The following is a 17,744-nucleotide window of genomic DNA, read 5'->3' on the forward strand; positions in this document are numbered from 1 at the left end:
CAGCCCGACAGCTAACCCCGTAGGCCGACGAAGGAGATCGGTTTGCCCAAGAACAAGAGAAACGCAATTGCGGGGGTGCTGTTGGCGACGGCCCTCCTCGCGATCGGGCTCTCCGCCCCAGGAGCGTCCGCGCAGTGCCTCGGCGGCGGCATCACGCCGGCCGAAGTCGACATGTGCACGCCGACGCCGAAAGCGCGGCTGCTCAAGAACGGGATGCTGATCCCGCCCAAGGCGGCCCCCGGCCGCGTCAAGCGGGTCATCGCCTTCGCCAACCGGATCCGCTCCAAGCCGTACATCTACGGCGGCGGCCACCGGACATGGTGGGACCGGGGCTACGACTGCTCCGGCTCCGTCAGCTACGCCCTGCACGGCGGCAGCTTCCTCTCCAGCCCGCTTCCCTCCGGTCCCCTCGAAAGCTGGGGGCTCGCCGGGGAAGGGCGCTGGATCACCGTCTTCGCGAACCCCGGTCACGCCTACGCCGTGATCGCGGGCTTTCGCTGGGACACCTCCGGGAACACCGACGGCACCACGGGCCCGAGCTGGCACGCCGACATGCGTGAGTCGGGCACCTACGTCGCCCGGCACCCCGCCGGTTTCTGAGTCGGCGAGGGAAAGCTGAGGACATGCTCCGCCCCGGCCAAACGGTCGGGGCGAGTTTGTCCTTGCGTTCCTGACCTGCTCGGATAACTTCTACGCCTGTAGCTGCTCCACCCGACATCCGCCTGGTCGGCCTCGCGAAGCGCTACGGGGAGGTCGTGGCCGTCGCGGGCATCGACCTCGAGATCGAGCGCGGCGAGTTCTTCACCCTGCTCGGTCCCTCGGGATCGGGCAAGACGACGACGCTGCGCATGATCGCCGGCTTCGAGCAGCCCGACGAGGGCGAGGTGCTGCTGCGCGGCCGCCCGATGCGCGGCGTGCCGCCGTTCCACAGGCCCGTGAACACCGTCTTCCAGGACTTCGCGCTCTTCCCGCACATGACGGTCATGCAGAACGTGATGTTCGGCCTGCGCATGGCGCGGGTGCCCGTCAAGGAGGCGCGCCGGCGGGCGCGGGAGGCGCTCGAGCTCGTCCGCCTCCCGCACGTCGCCGAGCGCAGGCCGCACATGCTCTCCGGCGGCCAGCAGCAGCGCGTCGCCGTCGCCCGCGCCCTCGTGAACAGGCCGGCCGTGCTGCTGCTCGACGAGCCGCTGGGCGCGCTCGACCTGAAGCTGCGCAAGGCCATGCAGTTCGAGCTCAAGACCCTCCAGCAGCAGGTAGGCATCACGTTCGTCTACGTGACGCACGACCAGGAGGAGGCCCTGACGATGGCCGACAGGATCGCGGTCATGAACGAGGGGCAGGTCCTCCAGGTGGGCGCGCCGGACGACATCTACGAGCGCCCGACGAGCCGCTTCGTCGCCGACTTCATCGGCGAGACGAACTTCCTGGGCGGACGGGTGAGGGAGAAGCACGACGGCCTCGCCGCCGTCGAGACGCCGAGCGGTGCCGTGGTCTGGGGCGAGCTGCGCGACCTCGACCTCGAGGTCGGCGACGAGGCGGCGCTGGCGGTGAGGCCCGAGAAGCTCAGCGTCGACCCGGTCGAGGACGCGCCGCCGCAGGCGGACCACGAGACGCGGCTCCTCGGCGTGATCAGTGCGGCGCACTACCTGGGCACCGACGCGCGCTACGAGGTGGACGTGGGCGGCGCCGCGCTCGTCGCCCGCGTGCAGAACCAGCACCACGGCTACGGCGGGATGCTGAGGGCGGGCACCCGCGTGGCCCTGACGTGGCGGACCCGGCACGGCTCCGTGCTCAGGTAGGCCCCTGGCGCCGCGCTTCGGTGAGCCCCGGGCGCCGGCGGCGGGCGGTCGCGCCGGCGCCGAGCGCGGCCCCGCGCTCGGGTACGCTCTGCCCATGGACGCCTCTGGTGCCCCGCTGCTGCGGGTCGCGGGCTCGCCGTACGAGATGGGCCTGGCCCACGGGCGCGCCCTGGCGGCCTCGGTGCGCAGCTACGCCGCGGAGCGCCTCGCCCTAGCCTGCTCGCCCACCTGGTCGGGGCGGGAGGCGACGCGCGAGGAGGTGCTGGACCTGGCGGCCGCCTGCCTCGAGGCGCACGAGGAGCGCTACCCCGACCTCGTCGAGGAGCTGCGGGGCCTGGCCGCTGGCGCGGGTGTGAGCGCCGAGGAGCTCCTCGTCTCCGGCGGCTTCACCGATATCGTCGACGCCGTGGCGGCGGGGCCGCCGGGCGGCGCCCCCGCCGCGCCGCGGCCCGCTTCCGGCGAGGAGGACGACTGCACGGCGTTCCTCGTCCCGGCGGCGCGCATGGCGGACGGCGCGCCGGCGTTCGGCCAGACCTGGGACATGCACGAGGGCTCGGCCGAGCACCTCGTGCTGCTCGAGGGGCGCCCGCGCGGCGGTCCCGCCTTCGTCGTCCTCACGACCGCCGGCTGCGTCGGCATGATCGGCATGAACGAGGCCGGGCTGACGGTGGGCATCAACAACCTCACGGCCGCCGACGGGCGCGTGGGCGTGACCTGGCCCTTCGTCGTGCGGGCGATGCTCCGCGAGGAGACGGTGGCGGACGCCCTCGCCGTGCTCCTCGGCGCTCCGCTCTGCGGCGGTCACAACTACCTAGTCATGGACGCCGCCGGTCGCGGGGCGAACGTCGAGGCCATGCCGACGGCCCACGCCCTCACCGAGCTCGGCGACGAGGTGGTCGCGCACACGAACCACTGCCTCGCCCCCGCGACCCGGTCCGTGGAGCGACCGAGGGCGCCGGCGTCGCAGGCGGAGTCGGAGGCGCGGCTGGCGAGGGCGCGGGAGCTGCTCGTGGGCAGGGCCCTCGACTTGGAAGCCCTCCAGGCCGTGCTTTCCGACAGGCGGGCCGTGTGCCGGGTCGGCGCGCCACCCGCGTTCGTCGGCACCTGCGGCGCGATCGTCGCGCGGCCCGCCTCGCGCGAGCTGCACGCCGTCGCCGGTCGTCCCGGCGAGGCGCGCTTCGAGAGGTTCGACCCGGCGGTGACCTCGCCGTGACGCCGCGCGCGCCCTGGCCCCACGCCAGGGTCGTGCCCAGCGCTCCCGAGCACGCGCCGGCGCTCGAGGAGCTGCAGCGCGTCTGCTTCCCCTACCTCAGCGAGGCCGAGCGCATGAAGGCCGAGCACTTCCTCAGGCACCTCGAGGTGTTCCCCGAGGGGGAGTTCGTCGCCGTGACCGACCGCGACCCTGACGGCGGGGAGCTGGGGCGCGAGGTCGTGATCGGCCTCGGCTCCGGCTTCCTCACGCGCTTCGACCTCTCGCACCCGCACCACTCGTTCCTCGAGGCGATCGCCGGCGGCACCTACGCGCACCACGACCCGCAGGGCGACTGGTACTACGGCGCCGACATCAGCGTCCACCCCGACTACCGCGGCAAGGGCGTCGGGACCCTCCTCTACCGGGCGCGGCAGGACCTGGTGCGGCGCCTGGGCCTGCGCGGCATCGTGGCGGGCGGGGCGCTCCCCGGCTACGCGCGCCACGCGGGCAGGCTCAGCGTCGCCGAGTACGTGGCCGCCGTCGCGCGCGGCGAGCTCCACGACCCCACGCTCAGCTTCCAGCTCGCCAACGGCTTCGAGGCGCTGGGCGTCATCGAGGGCTACATGACCGACGAGACCACGGGCGACGCCGCCAGCCTCATCGTCTGGCGCAACCGCGACCACCGGGAGGGCTGAGGTGCGAAGCGGCGTACCCGGCGGGTACCTCGCGACGGGGCGGGAGGGAGCGCCGGTCTCCGGCCGTCCCGCGGCGCGCGAGGGCGCGCGCGTCACCCACGCGACCGCGGAGAGGCGGGGTCGCGTGGCGGTCGTCGGCAGCCTGAACATGGACCTCGTCGTGAGGGTGCGGAGGCACCCGCGGCCCGGCGAGACGGTCATGGGCCTCGGCCACGCCAGCCATCCGGGCGGCAAGGGCGCGAACCAGGCCGTGGCCGCGGCGCGGCTCGGCGCGAGCGTGAGCATGGTCGGGAGGGTGGGCGACGACGGCCACGGCCGGCAGCTCCTCGACGCGCTCCGGGCGGACGGCGTCGGCGTCCGCCACGTGCTGCGCGGCTCCCGGCCCACGGGCGTGGCCTTCATCCAGGTCGACGAGAGCGGGCAGAACAGCATCGTCGTCTCGCCCGGCGCGAACGCCGAGGTGACGGAAGACGACGTGAGAGCACAGGACCTGACCGCGGCCGCCGTCGTGATGCTCCAGCTCGAGGTGCCCCTCGACACCGTGCTGGCCGCGGCGCGGGCGGGGCGCGAGGCCGGCGCGTCCGTGCTCCTGAACCTGGCGCCGGCCGCGCCGCTGACGCGCGAGCAGCTCGCGGACGTCAGCCACCTGCTCGTGAACGAGCACGAGGCGGCGGCCCTGCTGGGCGCGGAGGCGCGGGCGGTGACGGCCGACCCCGTGGCGGCGGCGCGGCGCCTCACCGACCTGGCGCCCGTCGCCGTCGTGACCGTGGGCGCGGAGGGGGCCGCCTGGGCGGAGCGCGGCGGCGGGGAGGGCAGGCAGCCCGCGTTCCCCGTGGAGGTCGTCGATACGACCGCGGCCGGGGACGCCTTCGCCGGCGCGCTGGCGGCGCGCCTGGCCGCCGGCGAGCGCGACCTGGCGGCCGCCGTGCGCTTCGCGTGCGCGGCCGGCTCGCTGGCCACCACGCGGGCGGGCGCCCAGCCCTCGCTGCCCACGCTCGCGGAGGTGGAGTCGCTCCTCGGCGCGAGCTAGGCGCGGTAGCGGGCCCAACGCCCGGCCGCCGGCGGTGGCCGAGCGGCAGCCTGCCGCTGAACGGTGGAGCGGGAGCCGGCCGCCCGGCGCGGGGCGCGGCCGGTCAGTCGAGGTGCGCCACGGCCAGCGTCTGCGTCAGCTCCCCGCGCTGCGTCCTGAGCTCGACGACGTCTACGCCGCTGACGTCGAACTGGAGCATGTTCTCGGGCCCGCGGGCCAGCTCGCGCAGGCCCGCCGCGCCCCAGCCGACGACCACGTAGGTGGTGCCGGGCTCGGCCCTGTTCGGCTGCAGCACCAGGGCCCGGCCGTCGGGGAGCCGGCACAGCACGCCGAGCCGCGCCGAGGGGACGTCGGCCGCGGGCTCGAGCACCGTCATCTCCATCTCGGGGTTGCTCATCCAGTACGCGAGGATGCGCTGGTCGTCGCGCAGGCGCGCGGCCTCGGACCTCTGCACCAGGCCCCAGGCCCCCACGGACCCGAGGGCCACCACGGCCACCGCGAGCGCCGCGAGGTAGGCCAGCGGACGGCGCGCCGCCGGCGGCGGGTAGGCGGCCTCGATCGTGCCCGCGCCGCCAGTGCCCGGCGCCGCTGCCTCGCCGGCGACCTCGTCCGCGACGGCGCGGCTCAGCCTGTCCCAGCCTCCCGCCGGCAGCTCGCTGGGGGTGAGCGTGGACACGAGGACCTCCGTGGCCAACGCGCCCGCGCGCCCCGCGAACGGCTCCTCCACCGGCGTCGCGGCCCGGTCGTCACCCGCGGCCGCGTTGCGCTCGTCGTCGTTCACTTGCCTGCCTCCAGGGCGCTGCGCATCTTGGCCAGCGCCCGCTTGATCCTGCTCTTCACGGTCCCGAGCGGCAGCCCGTGCCTGTCGGCCAGCTCGGCGTGCGACCAGCCGCCGAAGAACGCCTCCTCGACGAGCAGCCTCTCGCCGTCGTCGAGGACGCTGAGGGCCCGGCCGGCCAGCAGCGCCGGCACGGGGTCGGGGTCCGTGGACATGGCCAGCTGGTAGGCCGCGCCGTGCTCGTCGAGGTCGGCCCTCACCGGCCTCGCCCGCCGCGCCCGCAGGCGCGAGAGGCAGAGGTTCCGGGCCAGCGCGTAGAGGTACGTGCGCACGGCGGCGCGTTCCGGGTCGAACCGGCTGGCGTTGAGCCACAGCCTGTAGAAGGTGTCGTGCAGCACCTCTTCCGCCTCCTCGCGGCTGCCCAGCATCCGCGTGGCGAGGGCCAGCACCACCCCACCGTGTCGCTCGTAGAGGTGGCGCAGCGCGGCCTCGTCGCCACGGGCCAGCGACCGGGCGAGCTCTGCGTCGCGCACAGCGGTCTCGGCCAAGGTCGCTACTGCCACCTACCTCTTCTACGCACCGCGCAGGACGTCGGATGCCTGCCGGGAGTCGGTCCTGGAAGTATGGCACGGGCGGGTGGGCCGGTTATCGTGCGGGGACATGGCCGAAGCGCAGCGCCTACCCGACTTCGAACGCTACGTCGCCGTGCGCCTCGTCGGCTCGCCGGCCTTCTCGCCCCGGGGAGACGCCTTCGCCTACGTGGCCAACACCACGGGCCTGCCCGCGCTGTGGCTGCAGCCGGCGGGCGGCGGCTTCCCCCGGCAGCTCACGGCCTTCCCCGACCGGCGCGTGGCCGGGTTCAGGTGGTCGCCGGACGGGCGCCGCATCGCCCTGCTCGCCGACCACCACGGCGACGAGATGTTCCAGGTGCACGTCCTCGAGGCGGGCGGCTGGCCGCGCCAGCTCACGTCGGCGCCGCGGGTCCAGTACTCGCTCGGCGGCTGGGCGCCCGACTCGCGGCGCCTGGCGATCACCGGCAACGACAGGGAGCCGTCGGAGCAGGACGCCATGGTCATCGACGTCGAGACCGGCGAGGTGACGCGCCTCGTCACCGGGGGCCTGTTCTACGCGGGCGACTTCTCGCCGGACGGCCGCCGTCTCCTCGTCACCGAGATCCTCAGCAACACCCACCAGCGCGTTCACGTCGTGGACCTGGAGTCGGGCGAGCGGCGCTGCCTGCTGGGCGAGGACGGCGAGGAGGCCAAGCGCTTCCCCGTGGGCTGGGACGCCGCCGGGTCGGGCGTCTACGTCGTCACCGACGAGGGCCACGAGTTCTCCTACCTCGTCCACCTGCCGCTCGCGGGCGGCGCGGCGCGCGGCGTGCTGCGCCTCGACGCCGACGTCGCCGACGCGCGGTTGAACCACGGGCGGGACACCCTCGTGGCGGCGGTGAACGACCGCGGCGTCTTCAAGCTGCGCGTCTACGAGCTGGGCGAGGGCGGCGAGCGCGAGACCGCCGCGCTCGACCTGCCCTTCGGCGAGTACGGCGGGATGTCGGTGGCCGCGGACGGCCGGGAGGCGATCCTCGACTTCGCCACGCCGCGCGAGGCGTCGAACCTCTTCGCCGTGGACCTGGCCACGGGCGCGATGGAGCCGCGCGAGCAGAGCATGCTCGGCGGCGTCGACCCCGCCACGATGGTCGAGCCCGAGGCGATCACCTACCCGAGCTTCGACCGCGACGTGCCGGCGTGGCTCTACCGGCCGCGGGGCGAGGGCCCCTTCCCCGTGGTCCTGTCGATCCACGGCGGGCCGGAGTCCCAGGAGCTGGCCGGCTACGCCTACCTGGGCCTCTACCAGTACCTGCTCTCGCGCGGCATCGGCGTGCTGGCCCCCAACATCAGGGGCTCCACCGGCTACGGGAAGAGCTACCAGAAGCTGATCCACCGCGACTGGGGCGGCGGCGAGCTCAAGGACATCGAGGCCGCGGCCGACTACCTGGCGTCGCTCGACTGGGTCGACGCCGGCAGGATCGCCGTGTTCGGGGGCTCGTTCGGCGGCTTCGCGACCCTCTCCGCCCTCACGCGCCTCCCCGACCGCTGGGTGGCCGGCGTCGACATCGTCGGGCCCTCGAACCTCATCACCTTCGTGCAGAGCGTGCCGCCGTTCTGGCGCGCGATGCTGAAGGACTGGGTGGGCGACGCCGAGGAGGACAGGGAGATGCTCATCGAGCGCTCCCCCATCACCTACGTCGACCAGCTGAAGGCGCCCCTGCTGGTGATCCAGGGGGCGAACGACCCCCGCGTCGTGAAGGCCGAGAGCGACCAGATGGTCGAGCGCCTCAGGGAGCGCGGCGTGGCCGTGGAGTACTACGTGGACGAGGAGGCCGGCCACGGGCCGCCCAGCCGCGACGGCTGGCTGAAGTGGCTCAGGATGACGGCCGAGTTCCTCGAGAGGCACCTGCTCCGCGGCTGAGCGCCCGTCCGCGTTCGCCCGGGCCGCCGCCGCGGGCCCGGGCCGTCCCGCGGCCCCTGCGGGCCGGCGGCAGCGCCACGCGCTCAGGCGCTGGACGACCGCCGCTGCAGCAGCAGCGAGGCGCCCACCAGCACGATCGAGGCGGCGATCATCAGCGTCGAGATCGCGTTGATCTCGGGCGGCACGCGCTGCTTGAGCATCCCGTAGACGAAGAGCGGCAGGGTCGTGGTGCCCACGCCGGCGTTGAAGAACGTGATCACGAAGTCGTCGAGCGACAGGGTGAAGGCCAGCAGCGCGCCGGCGAGGATCCCGGGCATGAGGATCGGGAACGTCACGCGCCAGAACGTCTGGCGGTGGTTCGCGCCGAGGTCGCGGGCCGCCTCCTCGAGCGTCGGGTCCATCGTCGCGAGCCGCGCCCGCACGACGATGAGCACGTAGGAGACGTTGAACGCGATGTGGGCGATGATGATCGTCCCGAAGCCGGGCACGAGCCGCACGCCGAGCGTCCGCTGCGCGGCCTCGAACACGAGGTTGAAGAAGACGGCGAGGGACACGCCCTGCGTGATGTCGGGGATCACGACGGGCAGGTAGAAGAGCGAGTCGAGGGCCCGGCGTCCGGGGAAGCGTCCGCGCGTCAGCGCCAGGGCCAGCATCGTCCCCAGCGCCGTGGCGACGAGCGTGGCCACCGTCGCGACGAACAGGGAGTTCCTCACCGACCTGAGCAGCAGGCCGGTCTGGAACCGCGCGGACTCGGTGCCGGCCGTGATGGTGTTGTTGATGATGTTCTCGTACCAGCGCGTCGTGAAGCCGTTCCACACCGACACCGAGGCGCCGTCGTTGAACGAGAAGACGACGAGCACGAGGATCGGCGCCCACAGGAACAGGTAGACGACGAACGGGCTCAGCCACAGCAGGGCTCGTCCCAGGCGCCTCAGCGCCAGGTCGCGGCGCAGCCTGCCGGCGTCGCCGCCGCCCGCCCTCGCGGCCGGCGCCGTCACGAGCGCTCCTCCTGGCCCCAGCGCGTGTAGATCAGCACCCCGACGAAGACGAGCGCCAGCAGGACCATCGAGACGGCGCTGCCAAGCGGGACGTTCCCGCGGCCCCCGAACTGGCTCTGGATCAGGTTCCCGATCATCAGCCCGCGCGTGCCGCCCATCAGGTCCGGCGTGACGAACGCTCCGATCGTGGGGATGAAGACGAGTATCGACCCGGCGATCACGCCCGGCAGCGTCAGCGGGAGCACCACGCGGAGGAACGCCCACAGGTCGTTGGCGCCGAGGTCCTGGGCGGCCTCCACGTAGCGCATGTCGAGCCGCTCGACGGAGGCGTAGACGGGCAGCACCATGAACGGCAGGTAGCCGTAGACCAGGCCGAGGATCACGGCGCCCGAGGTGAAGAGCACCTGCAGCGGCTCGTCGACGAGCCCGAGGCGCGTGAGCAGGCCGTTGAGGAGGCCGTCGCGCTGCACGATCGTGATGAGCGCGTAGGTCCTCACGAGGAAGTTCGTCCAGAACGGCAGCAGCACGAGGAAGAGCAGGAACAGGCGCGTGCGCGGGTCGCGCCGCTGGCTGATGAAGAACGCCAGCGGGTAGCCGAGGAGCAGGCACAGCACCGTGGTGATCAGCGCGACGTTCACGCTCCTGACGATCACGGGCCCGAAGACCGAGAACGTGCGCTCGTACTGGTCGAGGGTGGGCGGGGGCACCGGCGCGCCGCCCGGCCCCCGCGTCAGGAAGCTGGCGACGGCCACGAAGACGAGGGGGAGCAGGAAGAACAGCACCAGCCAGACGGTGGCCGGCGCGGCCAGGCCCAGGGAGCGCGCCGCCTCCCCCGGCTCGGCGCCCCGGCGCGCCATCAGGCCGACCCCGTTGCGCGGGCCCTCGGCATCAGGCAGGCAGTCTACAGCCTGGCTGCCGCTGAGCGGCGCGTGAGCCCGGCGCAGCGCACGGCGCCGGCGACGGCGGGATCAGGCGTCCGGCCCGCGACCCGATGAGCGGCGCGTGAGCCCGCCCCGATATCCCCTGAGACCGCTCTTGTCAAGCCCCCTCTTTCTCGCGTCCAGGACGGCGCTCGTGTCGCTCATGGCACGAGGGGTCCCGGGGGCGCGTGCTACCATGCGCGCCAAACGGGCAAGAAGGAGCGTGAGATACTTCAAGACAACCCTAAAGTGTGAGCGAGACCGAATGAGCCATCTTGGATGGTCTCGGGAGGCGAAGCTCTCGCGTAAAGGTTGTGGAGAAGCTCTTCCGGTTCCGGGCTGACGCCCAGACCGTTTCAGTTTCCCCCTTTTACGGGCTCACATAACCTCAACAGGCGTTGTCGAAGCAACGTTATGAGAGGCACGGATCCCCTGGACTTCGCGGTGGTGCGCACGCACCTCCGCCACGCCGACGGCATCTACGACGTCATCAGGCTCGCCAACGGCTACCCGACGGACAGGTACTGCCACTGCATCAACCAGGAGGCGGTGGCGGAGCAGCTCGAGAGGTTCCCCGAGGGCCAGTTCGTGGCCGTCACGTACGAGGACGGACGCGAGCGGGTCGTCGGCATGGCCTCGACGATGCTGACCGCGCGCACGCCCGACGACGAGCCGCTCGCCTGGTACGACATGGTGGGCAGCTTCGGGCTGCGCAACCACGACCCTGACGGCGACTGGCTCTACGGCGTCGAGATCGCCGTCCACCCCGACTACCAGCGCCACGGCATCGGCACCGCGCTCTACCGGGCGCGGCTGGCGCTCATCGATGAGCTGGGGCTCGAGGGCTGGTACGCGGGCGGCATGCTCATGGGCTACCACCGCTACCGCGGCCTGCTCACGCCGCGCGAGTACGGCCAGCGCGTCATCGCCGGCGAGATCGAGGACCCGACGGTCAGCATGCAGCTCAGGCGCGGGTTCGAGCCGCGCGCGATCGTCGAGAACTACTACCCCGAGTGGAAGGCGGGTCACGCCGCCGTGCTGCTCGTGTACCAGCCGCCCCGCGCGCGGGCGGCGCGGCGCCCTCGCGGCGCCAGGCCGGGCGTCGGCCAGGAAGGCGCCGTCTCGGCCCTGCCCGTGAGGCGCGCCGGGCACTCGGGCCACACCACGGGTCACCACCACTAGGGCCCAGCTGAAGCCGCCGGGAGCGGTGAGAGATGCCGGTTACGGAGAGAGCCGACGTGATCGTCCTGGGCGCCGGGGTCGCGGGTCTGTCCGCCGCCCAGGCGCTCGTCGACACCGACCTCGACGTCGTCGTGCTCGAGGCGCGCGAGCGTCTCGGCGGGCGCGTGCACACCGACAAGCAGTTCGCCGGCTTCCCGCTCGAGTTCGGCGCCGAGTTCGTCCACGGCGAGCGTGCGCCCACGTGGGAGCTGATCGACCGCCTCGGACTCCACACCGTGCACTGGAACAAGCGCGACGACTCGTGGGTCCGCATGGCCGACGGACGCCGCCTCACGATGGCCGAGGCCCGCGCCGAGGACCCCGGCTTCGACGTCACGCGCACCTGGAGGCTGCCGCCCGTGCCGCCCCGGCCCCTGGAGTCGTTCGGCCAGTACCTCAGGCGCATCGGCTTCGAACCTGAGCAGGTCGACTACGTCAGGCGCTCGTTCGCCAACGCCGCCGGCGAGTCGCTGCGGCACCTCGACGCCGCCAGCATGCTCGACTCGATCGCCGGCAGCGACGAGACCGGGCTCGAGGACTTCCGCATCGTCGAGGGCTACGCCGCGATCGTCGAGGCCCTGGGCGTGGGCGTCGAGATCCGCCTGGGCTGCCAGGTGACGCGCGTGGAGGTCGGCGAGGACGGCGTGCTGGCCAGCACCGCCGCCGGCGAGACCTACGCGGCCAGGCTGCTCGTGTGCACGCTGCCGGTGGGCGTGCTGGCCGCCGGCGACGTCGAGTTCGTCCCGGGCCTGCCGGAGGGGAAGCTGACGGCGCTGCGCGGCCTGGGCATGGGGCCCGTCGTCAAGTGCGTCTACCGCTTCAGGGAGCCGCTCACCCCGCCGGGCATCAAGGCGATCTACGCGGCCGGCCGCGCGCCGATGTGGTGGACGCCGTCGTTCGGGCACGAGACCGACGCCGTCGTGTGGACGGCCTTCGTTACCGGCGACGCGGCCATGGACCTGCTGCGCCGCGGCGAGGCGGGAGCCCTCGACGGCGCCCTCGAGAGCCTGCGACGCGAGCTGGGCCGTCCCGGCCTGCAGGCCGTCGAGGCGCGGCTCGTCGACTGGGTCAACGACCCCTACGCGCGCGGCGGCTACAGCTACGTGCGACCCGGCCACCGCGGCGTGCGCGAGCTGCTGGCCGAGCCCACGCCGCCCCTGCTGTGGGCCGGCGAGGCGGCCGCTCCCGAGGGGGACGCCGCGACCGTGCACGGGGCCCTGGCGAGCGGTCGCCGGGCGGCCACCGAGGTCCTGAAGCTCCTCAGGCCGCGCGCCTATGATGGGAGCGAAGTGGTCGTCTGAGCGGCTCGCCCGCGGGCCGGCCCGGGCGCGCCCCGCCTCAGGGCGCGCGGGAGGTGCACCCTTGCGTTCGCCCAGCATCAGCCTGAGGACCGCCGTGCCCGGTCCGCGCAGCCTCGAGCTCGCCGCCCGGCGCGACGCGGCGGGCGCGCGCGGCGCCTCGCGGCTGACCGACGTCGCCGTGGCCCGCGCCCACGGGGCCGTCGTCGAGGACGTCGACGGCAACCGCCTCATCGACATGGCGGGCGGCATCGGCGCGCTCGCCCTGGGGCACACGCCGGCGTCCGTGGTCGAGGCCATCGGGCGCCAGGCCGCGGAGCTGGTGCACGTGTGCGGCATCGTCGCCACGTACGAGCCGCAGGTGCGGCTCCTCGAGCGCCTGTGCGAGCTCGCGCCGGGCGACTTCCCGAAGAAGGCCGTGCTGCTGAACTCCGGCGCCGAGGCGCTGGAGACCTGCGTGAAGGTCGCGCGGGCCCACACGGGCCGGCAGGCGATCGTCGTGTTCGAGGGCGGCTACCACGGGCGCACGAACATGACGCTCGGCATGACGAGCAAGTACGCCCTGTTCAAGAAGGGCTTCGGCCCGTTCCCAGCCGAGATCTACCGGCTGCCGTTCCCGAACCCGTACCGGCGCCCTGATGGCCTCTCGGAGGAGGCGTACGTTGAGGCCGCGGTCCGGTCCCTGGAGCACGCGACGGTCGCCCAGGTGGACCCCGAGGCGGTGGCCGCCATCGTCGTCGAGCCGGTCCAGGGCGAGGGCGGCTTCGTGCCGGTGCCGCCGCGCTTCTGGCGAGCGCTGCGCGAGCTGGCCGACCGTAGCGGCGCCGTGCTCGTCGCCGACGAGGTGCAGTGCGGCATGGGCCGCACCGGCCGTCTGTGGGCCGTGGAGCACCTCGGTCCCGCTCCCGACCTCGTGGCCACGGCCAAGTCGCTCGGCTCCGGCATGCCCATCGCCGCCGTGGTCGGCAGGGCCGAGGTCATGGACGCCCCGCACCCCGGCGGCCTGGGCGGCACCTACTCCGGCAACCCTCTCGCCTGCGCCGCCGCGCTGGCGACGCTCGAGGAGATCGCCTCGGAGGCGTTCCTGGCGCGGGCGCGCGCGGTGGGCGAGCGCCTGCGGGCGCGGCTCGAGGAGATCGCGGCGCGTCACCCCTCGGTCGGCGACGTCCGGGGCCTCGGGCCGATGCTGGCCATCGAGTTCGTGAGGGACGAGGCCAAGACGCCGTGGCCCGAGCTGGTGCTCGAGGTCACCAGGCAGGCGCTCTCTCGCGGCGTGATCGTGATCCGCGCCGGCCTCTACTCGAACTGCCTGCGCTTCCTGCCGCCCCTCAACATCACCGACGACCAGATCGACGAGGCGCTCGCGGTCGTGGACGAGTCGATCGCCGCCGCCGAGCGCGCGCTAGGGAAGGAGACCCTCACGCATGCCTGACGCAGACGCCAAGCTCAACGACTTCGGGGCGCCCCAGCGGCGCATGCTCATCGGCGGCGAGTGGGTGGAGGCGCGGGGCGGGGGCACGTGGGACCTCGTGGACCCCGGGACCGAGGAGGTCGTGGACCGCGTCGCCTTCGGCGGCGCCGAGGACGTGCGGGCGGCCGTCGACGCCGCCCAAGACGCGTTCCCGGGCTGGTCCGGCAAGACCGCCTACGAGCGGGCGGCGGTCCTCGAGAGGGCCGCCGACTGGGTCACGAGCCACGCCGACGACCTGGCGCTGATCACGACGCAGGAGTCGGGCAAGCCCCTGGCCGAGGCGAAGGGCGAGTGGGTGTCGGCCGCGAGCTACCTGCGCTGGTTCGCCGGCGAGGGAGTGCGCGCCTACGGGCGCATCGTGCCGCCCAGCGCGCCGAAGCGCCGCATCTGGGTCGTGCCGCAGCCCCTCGGCGTCGTGGGGACGATCACGGCCTGGAACTTCCCCGTCTACAACGTCGTGCGCTCGTGGGCGGCCGCGCTCGCCGCCGGCAACACGGTCGTGGGCCGGCCGGCCGAGTACACGCCGCGCTCGGCGTTCCTCCTCGGTCACGCGCTCATGGAGGGCGGCGCGCCCCCCGGCGTCATCAACGTCGTCAACGGCGAGCCGCACGCCATGGGGCAGGCGCTGCTCGAGGACCCGCGGGTGCGCAAGATCGCCTTCACGGGCAGCGTGCGCGTGGGCAAGCTGCTCATGGACGGCGCCTCGAAGACCCTCACCCGCCTCGCGCTCGAGCTGGGCGGCAACGCGCCCGTGATCGTCTTCCCCGACGCCGGCGACATCGCCCGCGTGGCGAAGCTCGCGGCGCGCTTCAAGGTGCGCAACGCCGGCCAGGTCTGCATCGCGCCGCAGCGCTTCCTCGTCCACGAGTCCGTCGCCGACGACTTCACGGGCGCGGTGGCGCAGGCGATGCAGGGCATGAAGGTCGGCCACGGCACGGAGGAGGGCACCGTCGTCGGCCCGCTCATCAACGCCAAGCAGCGGGACCGCGTCGAGGAGCTGGTGGGCGCGACCGTCGCGGCCGGGGCGAAGGTGGCCGTCGGCGGCAAGCGGCCCGAGCGCAAGGGGTACTTCTTCGAGCCGACCGTCGTCACCGACGTCGAGCCCGGCATGCCGCTCGACGCCGAGGAGGTGTTCGGCCCCGTGATGCCGGTGTCGTCGTTCGGCAGCATCGACGAGGTCGTCGAGCGCGCGAACGCCTACGAGGCGGGCCTGGCGGCGTACGTGTTCACGCGCGACCTCAACACCGCCCTGGTGATGGCCGAGCGCCTCGAGGCGGGCATGGTGGCCATCAACGACTGGATGCCCGTCACCGCCGAGGCGCCGTTCGGCGGCGTCAAGGGCTCCGGCTTCGGCCGCGAGACGGGCTCCGAGGGCCTGCACGAGTACCTCGAGCAGAAGGCCGTCTACATCGGGGGCGTGCAGCTCTGACCCCGGCCCGGCTCCCGGGTCGTAGGGGGTCCCCGCGCCGCCCGTCGCCGGACGACCCTCGCGCCGCGCCCGCGAGACCCGCCGGCCGCGTGACGTTCCTCCCTCGCTCGCTGGGGCTCGGGAGGCGTAGACTGCCCGGCTGAGTATGCCGGGCGCTGAAGCGTCCACACTCCCCACAGGAGAACCGGGCACGCGTCGAGCCCCGGCCCCCGCGGAAGGGGGCCGGGCTCTCTCGTTCCCGGCCGCGCTCGCCCCCGAGGTGCGCCGCACGATGCGCCTCTCGCTCGTCGAGGGCGGGCTCGTGCAGGTCTTCCTCAACTGGACGTCTGGCAGCGTGCTCATCGGCTACCTGCTCGCGCTCGGCGCGGCGCCATGGCACATCGCGCTGGTGGGCAGCGTGCCGTTCCTGGCGCAGGTCGCGAGCCCGCTGGGCGCCCTCGCCGCCGAGGCGCTGGGCCGGCGCCGCGTCCTCGCCGCCGCGATCGCCGCGACGAGCCGCCTGCTGTGGCTGCTGGCGGCGTTCCTGCCGCAGCTCGTGCCGTCCGCCGTCGCCCCCACCGCCCTCGTGGCCGTCGTCTTCCTCGCCGGCTGCTTCCAGGCCGCCAACGGCACGGTGTGGACCGCCTGGATGGGCGACGTGGTGCCGGAGGACCGCCGCGGGCGCTACTTCGGCCTGCGCACCGGCGTGCTCGGCGTGGTAGGGATGCTCGCGAACCTCGCCGCCGGGGCGTTCCTCGACGCCGTCGCCCCGCCGCTGAGCTTCCGGGTCGTGATCCTCGTGGGCGTCGGCTGCGCCCTGGTGGGCGTGGCCCTGCTGCTCCTGCACCACGACCCGCCCACCGAGCGGCGGCGGCTGCGGCTCGGCCAGCTCCTCGCGCAGCCGTTCCGCGAGCCGAACTTCAGGCGGTTCCTGCGCTTCGCCGTCTACTGGCACCTCGTCGTCATGCTCGGGGCGCCGTTCGTCGTGCCCTACTTCCTCGAGGAGCTGGGCATGACCTTCACGCAGGTCGCGATCTGGAGCTCGATCGCCGCGGTCACCTCGCTCGGCTCGACGATCCTCTGGGGCCGCGTCGCCGACGCGGCGGGGAACAAGGCCGTGCTGGCGATCGGCACCTTCCTCGCCGGGGCGATGCTGCCCGCGAACTGGATCCTCGCCGGGCTCACGGGGAACCTCGTCTTCATCTGGGTCTCGGCGTTCTTCGACGCCGTCGCCTGGGGCGCCATCACGCCCGCGATCTTCAACCTCGCCCTCGTCTCGGCGCCGCGCTCCGGGCGCGTCTCGTTCGTGGCGGCGTACTCTCTCGCCACCGGCGTCGCCGGCTTCGTGGGCGGCGCGCTGTCTGGCCCGCTGCTGGGCCTGTTCACGTCCTTCGGCCCGCCCGCGATCCTGCCCGGCTGGTCCGGCTACCACACGCTGTTCGCCGTGTCGGCCCTGGGCCGGGTCTTCGCCTGGACGCTGCTGCGGCGGGTGGCCGAGGAGCGCGCGTGGCGGACCCGCGACCTCCTCAGGTCGGCGCGGACGGCGTGGAAGGGCACCGGCCTGCCCTGGCGGTAGGCCGCTGCGCTAGTCCGCTCCCCGCGCCGCCAGCGCCGCGCCGAGGGCCACCGCGGTGTCGCCGCCGGCCGGGAACAGCGGCGGGTCCTCGCCGTAGACGGCGAAGACGGCGGCGATCATGTCGCGCACGAAGGGCAGGGCCGCCAGGCGCCCCACGAAGACGGCGTGGGGCAGGTCCTGCGCCCGCTTGGCGTTGAGGGCCAGCAGGGCGATCGTCTGGGCGACCATGGTCGTGAGCCCCGCGGCCAGGTCCTCTGCCGCCGCGCGCCCGCCCAGCTCGGCCAGCCGCCCCAGGCTCACGGCCGTGGCGCGCGGCGGGAGGCCGCCGATGCCGCCGCCCAGCACCTCGCCGAGGGTGGTGTCGACGCGCGAGGCGTCGCCGCGGACCGCCATCTCGGCCACGTCGCTGGCCAGGCGCACGCCGAGGAGCGCGCTGCCCAGGCCCTCCAGCGTGCCGCCGCCGACGGGCGTGCCGGTGACGTGCCTGAAGGCGCCGGCAGGGGCGTCCGCCAGGACCATCGCCGTGCCGGTGCCACAGGAGACGGCCAGGGCGCGCGCGACGCCGGCCAGGGCCAGCGCGCCACGGCCCACGGCGGTCGGCTCGTCCACCACGACGACCCCGGTCTCGCCCGCGAGCTCGCGCGAGCGCCCGCCGGTGACGGCCAGCGCGGCCACGTCGGCGCGGTCGACCCCCAGGGCCTCCAGCGCCCGCCCCAGCACGTGGGGGTCGGCCGGCCCCGGCCTGAGCAGCGCGGCGTGCCTCTCGACCTTCCCGCAGCGCACGAGCACGGCGTCGGTGACGCTGAGGCCGAAGTCCACGCCGAGGAGCGCGCCGCTCACGACGGCGATGATAGCCGCGCCGCGCCGCCGCGGCGGGCTCGCGGGA

At 74.0% G+C, this 17,744-nt stretch carries 16 protein-coding genes; 11 read left to right on the forward strand and 5 right to left on the reverse strand.

Going from position 1 to position 17,744, the window contains the following annotated elements; translation table 11 throughout:
• Window positions 1–42: 42 nt before the first annotated feature.
• The 5 genes from VF202_09065 to rbsK all read left to right on the forward strand — a co-directional run bounded on the left by VF202_09065 (window position 43) and on the right by rbsK (window position 4,716).
• Entirely contained in the window at window positions 43–600 is a 558-nt protein-coding gene (locus VF202_09065; protein HEX7040249.1) for a hypothetical protein, read from the forward strand.
• Between the two features lie 155 nt (window positions 601–755).
• A complete protein-coding gene (locus VF202_09070; GenBank protein HEX7040250.1) occupies window positions 756–1,799 on the forward strand; it encodes an ABC transporter ATP-binding protein in 1,044 nt (347 codons plus the stop codon).
• Window positions 1,800–1,893: 94 nt separating this feature from the next.
• Window positions 1,894–3,012, forward strand: coding sequence for a C45 family peptidase (locus tag VF202_09075; GenBank protein HEX7040251.1), 1,119 nt, complete (start codon window positions 1,894–1,896; stop codon window positions 3,010–3,012).
• The gene (locus tag VF202_09080; GenBank protein HEX7040252.1) at window positions 3,009–3,686 is read left to right on the forward strand and encodes a GNAT family N-acetyltransferase; all 678 of its coding nucleotides are present in this window, start codon (window positions 3,009–3,011) and stop codon (window positions 3,684–3,686) included. The genes VF202_09075 and VF202_09080 overlap by 4 nt, the downstream gene beginning before the upstream one ends.
• A 1-nt stretch (window position 3,687) precedes the next feature.
• Window positions 3,688–4,716: a ribokinase gene (gene rbsK / locus VF202_09085; GenBank protein ID HEX7040253.1), complete on the forward strand. Its 1,029-nt coding sequence runs from the start codon at window positions 3,688–3,690 to the stop codon at window positions 4,714–4,716.
• A 103-nt stretch (window positions 4,717–4,819) separates the two neighbouring features.
• Here rbsK and VF202_09090 read toward each other — a convergent pair whose 3' ends face one another.
• Window positions 4,820–5,497 carry a hypothetical protein gene (locus VF202_09090; GenBank protein ID HEX7040254.1) on the reverse strand — a complete coding sequence of 226 codons (678 nt, stop codon included), beginning with the start codon at window positions 5,495–5,497 and terminating at the stop codon, window positions 4,820–4,822.
• Window positions 5,494–6,057 carry a sigma-70 family RNA polymerase sigma factor gene (locus VF202_09095; GenBank protein HEX7040255.1) on the reverse strand — a complete coding sequence of 188 codons (564 nt, stop codon included), beginning with the start codon at window positions 6,055–6,057 and terminating at the stop codon, window positions 5,494–5,496. Before VF202_09095 ends, VF202_09090 begins: the two co-directional genes overlap by 4 nt.
• Before the next feature lie 97 nt (window positions 6,058–6,154).
• On the opposite strand from VF202_09095, the gene VF202_09100 reads away from it, so the two are divergent.
• On the forward strand, window positions 6,155–7,966 hold the full coding sequence (locus VF202_09100; protein ID HEX7040256.1) for a S9 family peptidase: 1,812 nt from the start codon (window positions 6,155–6,157) through the stop codon (window positions 7,964–7,966).
• 83 nt (window positions 7,967–8,049) lie between these two features.
• Here VF202_09100 and VF202_09105 read toward each other — a convergent pair whose 3' ends face one another.
• Both VF202_09105 and VF202_09110 read right to left on the reverse strand, forming a co-directional pair.
• A complete protein-coding gene (locus VF202_09105) occupies window positions 8,050–8,964 on the reverse strand; it encodes an ABC transporter permease (protein HEX7040257.1) in 915 nt (304 codons plus the stop codon).
• On the reverse strand, window positions 8,961–9,821 hold the full coding sequence (locus VF202_09110) for an ABC transporter permease (protein HEX7040258.1): 861 nt from the start codon (window positions 9,819–9,821) through the stop codon (window positions 8,961–8,963). Before VF202_09110 ends, VF202_09105 begins: the two co-directional genes overlap by 4 nt.
• 477 nt (window positions 9,822–10,298) lie before the next feature.
• Between VF202_09110 and VF202_09115 the strand changes: the two genes are divergently transcribed.
• From VF202_09115 to VF202_09135, 5 genes are all read left to right on the forward strand, one after another.
• A complete protein-coding gene (locus VF202_09115) occupies window positions 10,299–11,066 on the forward strand; it encodes a GNAT family N-acetyltransferase (GenBank protein ID HEX7040259.1) in 768 nt (255 codons plus the stop codon).
• 32 nt (window positions 11,067–11,098) lie between these two features.
• Window positions 11,099–12,406, forward strand: a complete 1,308-nt coding sequence (locus VF202_09120) for an NAD(P)/FAD-dependent oxidoreductase (protein HEX7040260.1) — start codon at window positions 11,099–11,101, stop codon at window positions 12,404–12,406.
• Between the two features lie 61 nt (window positions 12,407–12,467).
• Entirely contained in the window at window positions 12,468–13,835 is a 1,368-nt protein-coding gene (locus VF202_09125) for an aspartate aminotransferase family protein (protein ID HEX7040261.1), read from the forward strand.
• The gene (locus VF202_09130; protein ID HEX7040262.1) at window positions 13,828–15,303 is read left to right on the forward strand and encodes an NAD-dependent succinate-semialdehyde dehydrogenase; all 1,476 of its coding nucleotides are present in this window, start codon (window positions 13,828–13,830) and stop codon (window positions 15,301–15,303) included. Before VF202_09125 ends, VF202_09130 begins: the two co-directional genes overlap by 8 nt.
• 271 nt (window positions 15,304–15,574) lie before the next feature.
• Window positions 15,575–16,858 carry an MFS transporter gene (locus tag VF202_09135; protein HEX7040263.1) on the forward strand — a complete coding sequence of 428 codons (1,284 nt, stop codon included), beginning with the start codon at window positions 15,575–15,577 and terminating at the stop codon, window positions 16,856–16,858.
• A gap of 9 nt (window positions 16,859–16,867) precedes the next feature.
• On the opposite strand, the gene VF202_09140 is transcribed toward VF202_09135, so the two are convergent.
• On the reverse strand, window positions 16,868–17,698 hold the full coding sequence (locus VF202_09140) for a hypothetical protein (protein ID HEX7040264.1): 831 nt from the start codon (window positions 17,696–17,698) through the stop codon (window positions 16,868–16,870).
• Window positions 17,699–17,744 lie beyond the last annotated feature (46 nt).

It is taken from the genome of Trueperaceae bacterium, from assembly GCA_036381035.1.
Classification (GTDB): domain Bacteria; phylum Deinococcota; class Deinococci; order Deinococcales; family Trueperaceae; genus DASRWD01.

Bases quoted from the DNA above. Each gene is read 5' to 3' on its own strand.
- VF202_09075 (HEX7040251.1), top strand. From the start codon at position 1,894: ATGGACGCCTCTGGTGCCCCGCTGCTGCGGGTCGCGGGCTCGCCGTAC.
- VF202_09100 (HEX7040256.1), top strand. From the start codon at position 6,155: ATGGCCGAAGCGCAGCGCCTACCCGACTTCGAACGCTACGTCGCCGTG.
- VF202_09110 (HEX7040258.1), bottom strand. From the start codon at position 9,821: ATGGCGCGCCGGGGCGCCGAGCCGGGGGAGGCGGCGCGCTCCCTGGGC.
- VF202_09115 (HEX7040259.1), top strand. From the start codon at position 10,299: ATGAGAGGCACGGATCCCCTGGACTTCGCGGTGGTGCGCACGCACCTC.
- VF202_09120 (HEX7040260.1), top strand. From the start codon at position 11,099: ATGCCGGTTACGGAGAGAGCCGACGTGATCGTCCTGGGCGCCGGGGTC.
- VF202_09130 (HEX7040262.1), top strand. From the start codon at position 13,828: ATGCCTGACGCAGACGCCAAGCTCAACGACTTCGGGGCGCCCCAGCGG.
- VF202_09135 (HEX7040263.1), top strand. From the start codon at position 15,575: ATGCGCCTCTCGCTCGTCGAGGGCGGGCTCGTGCAGGTCTTCCTCAAC.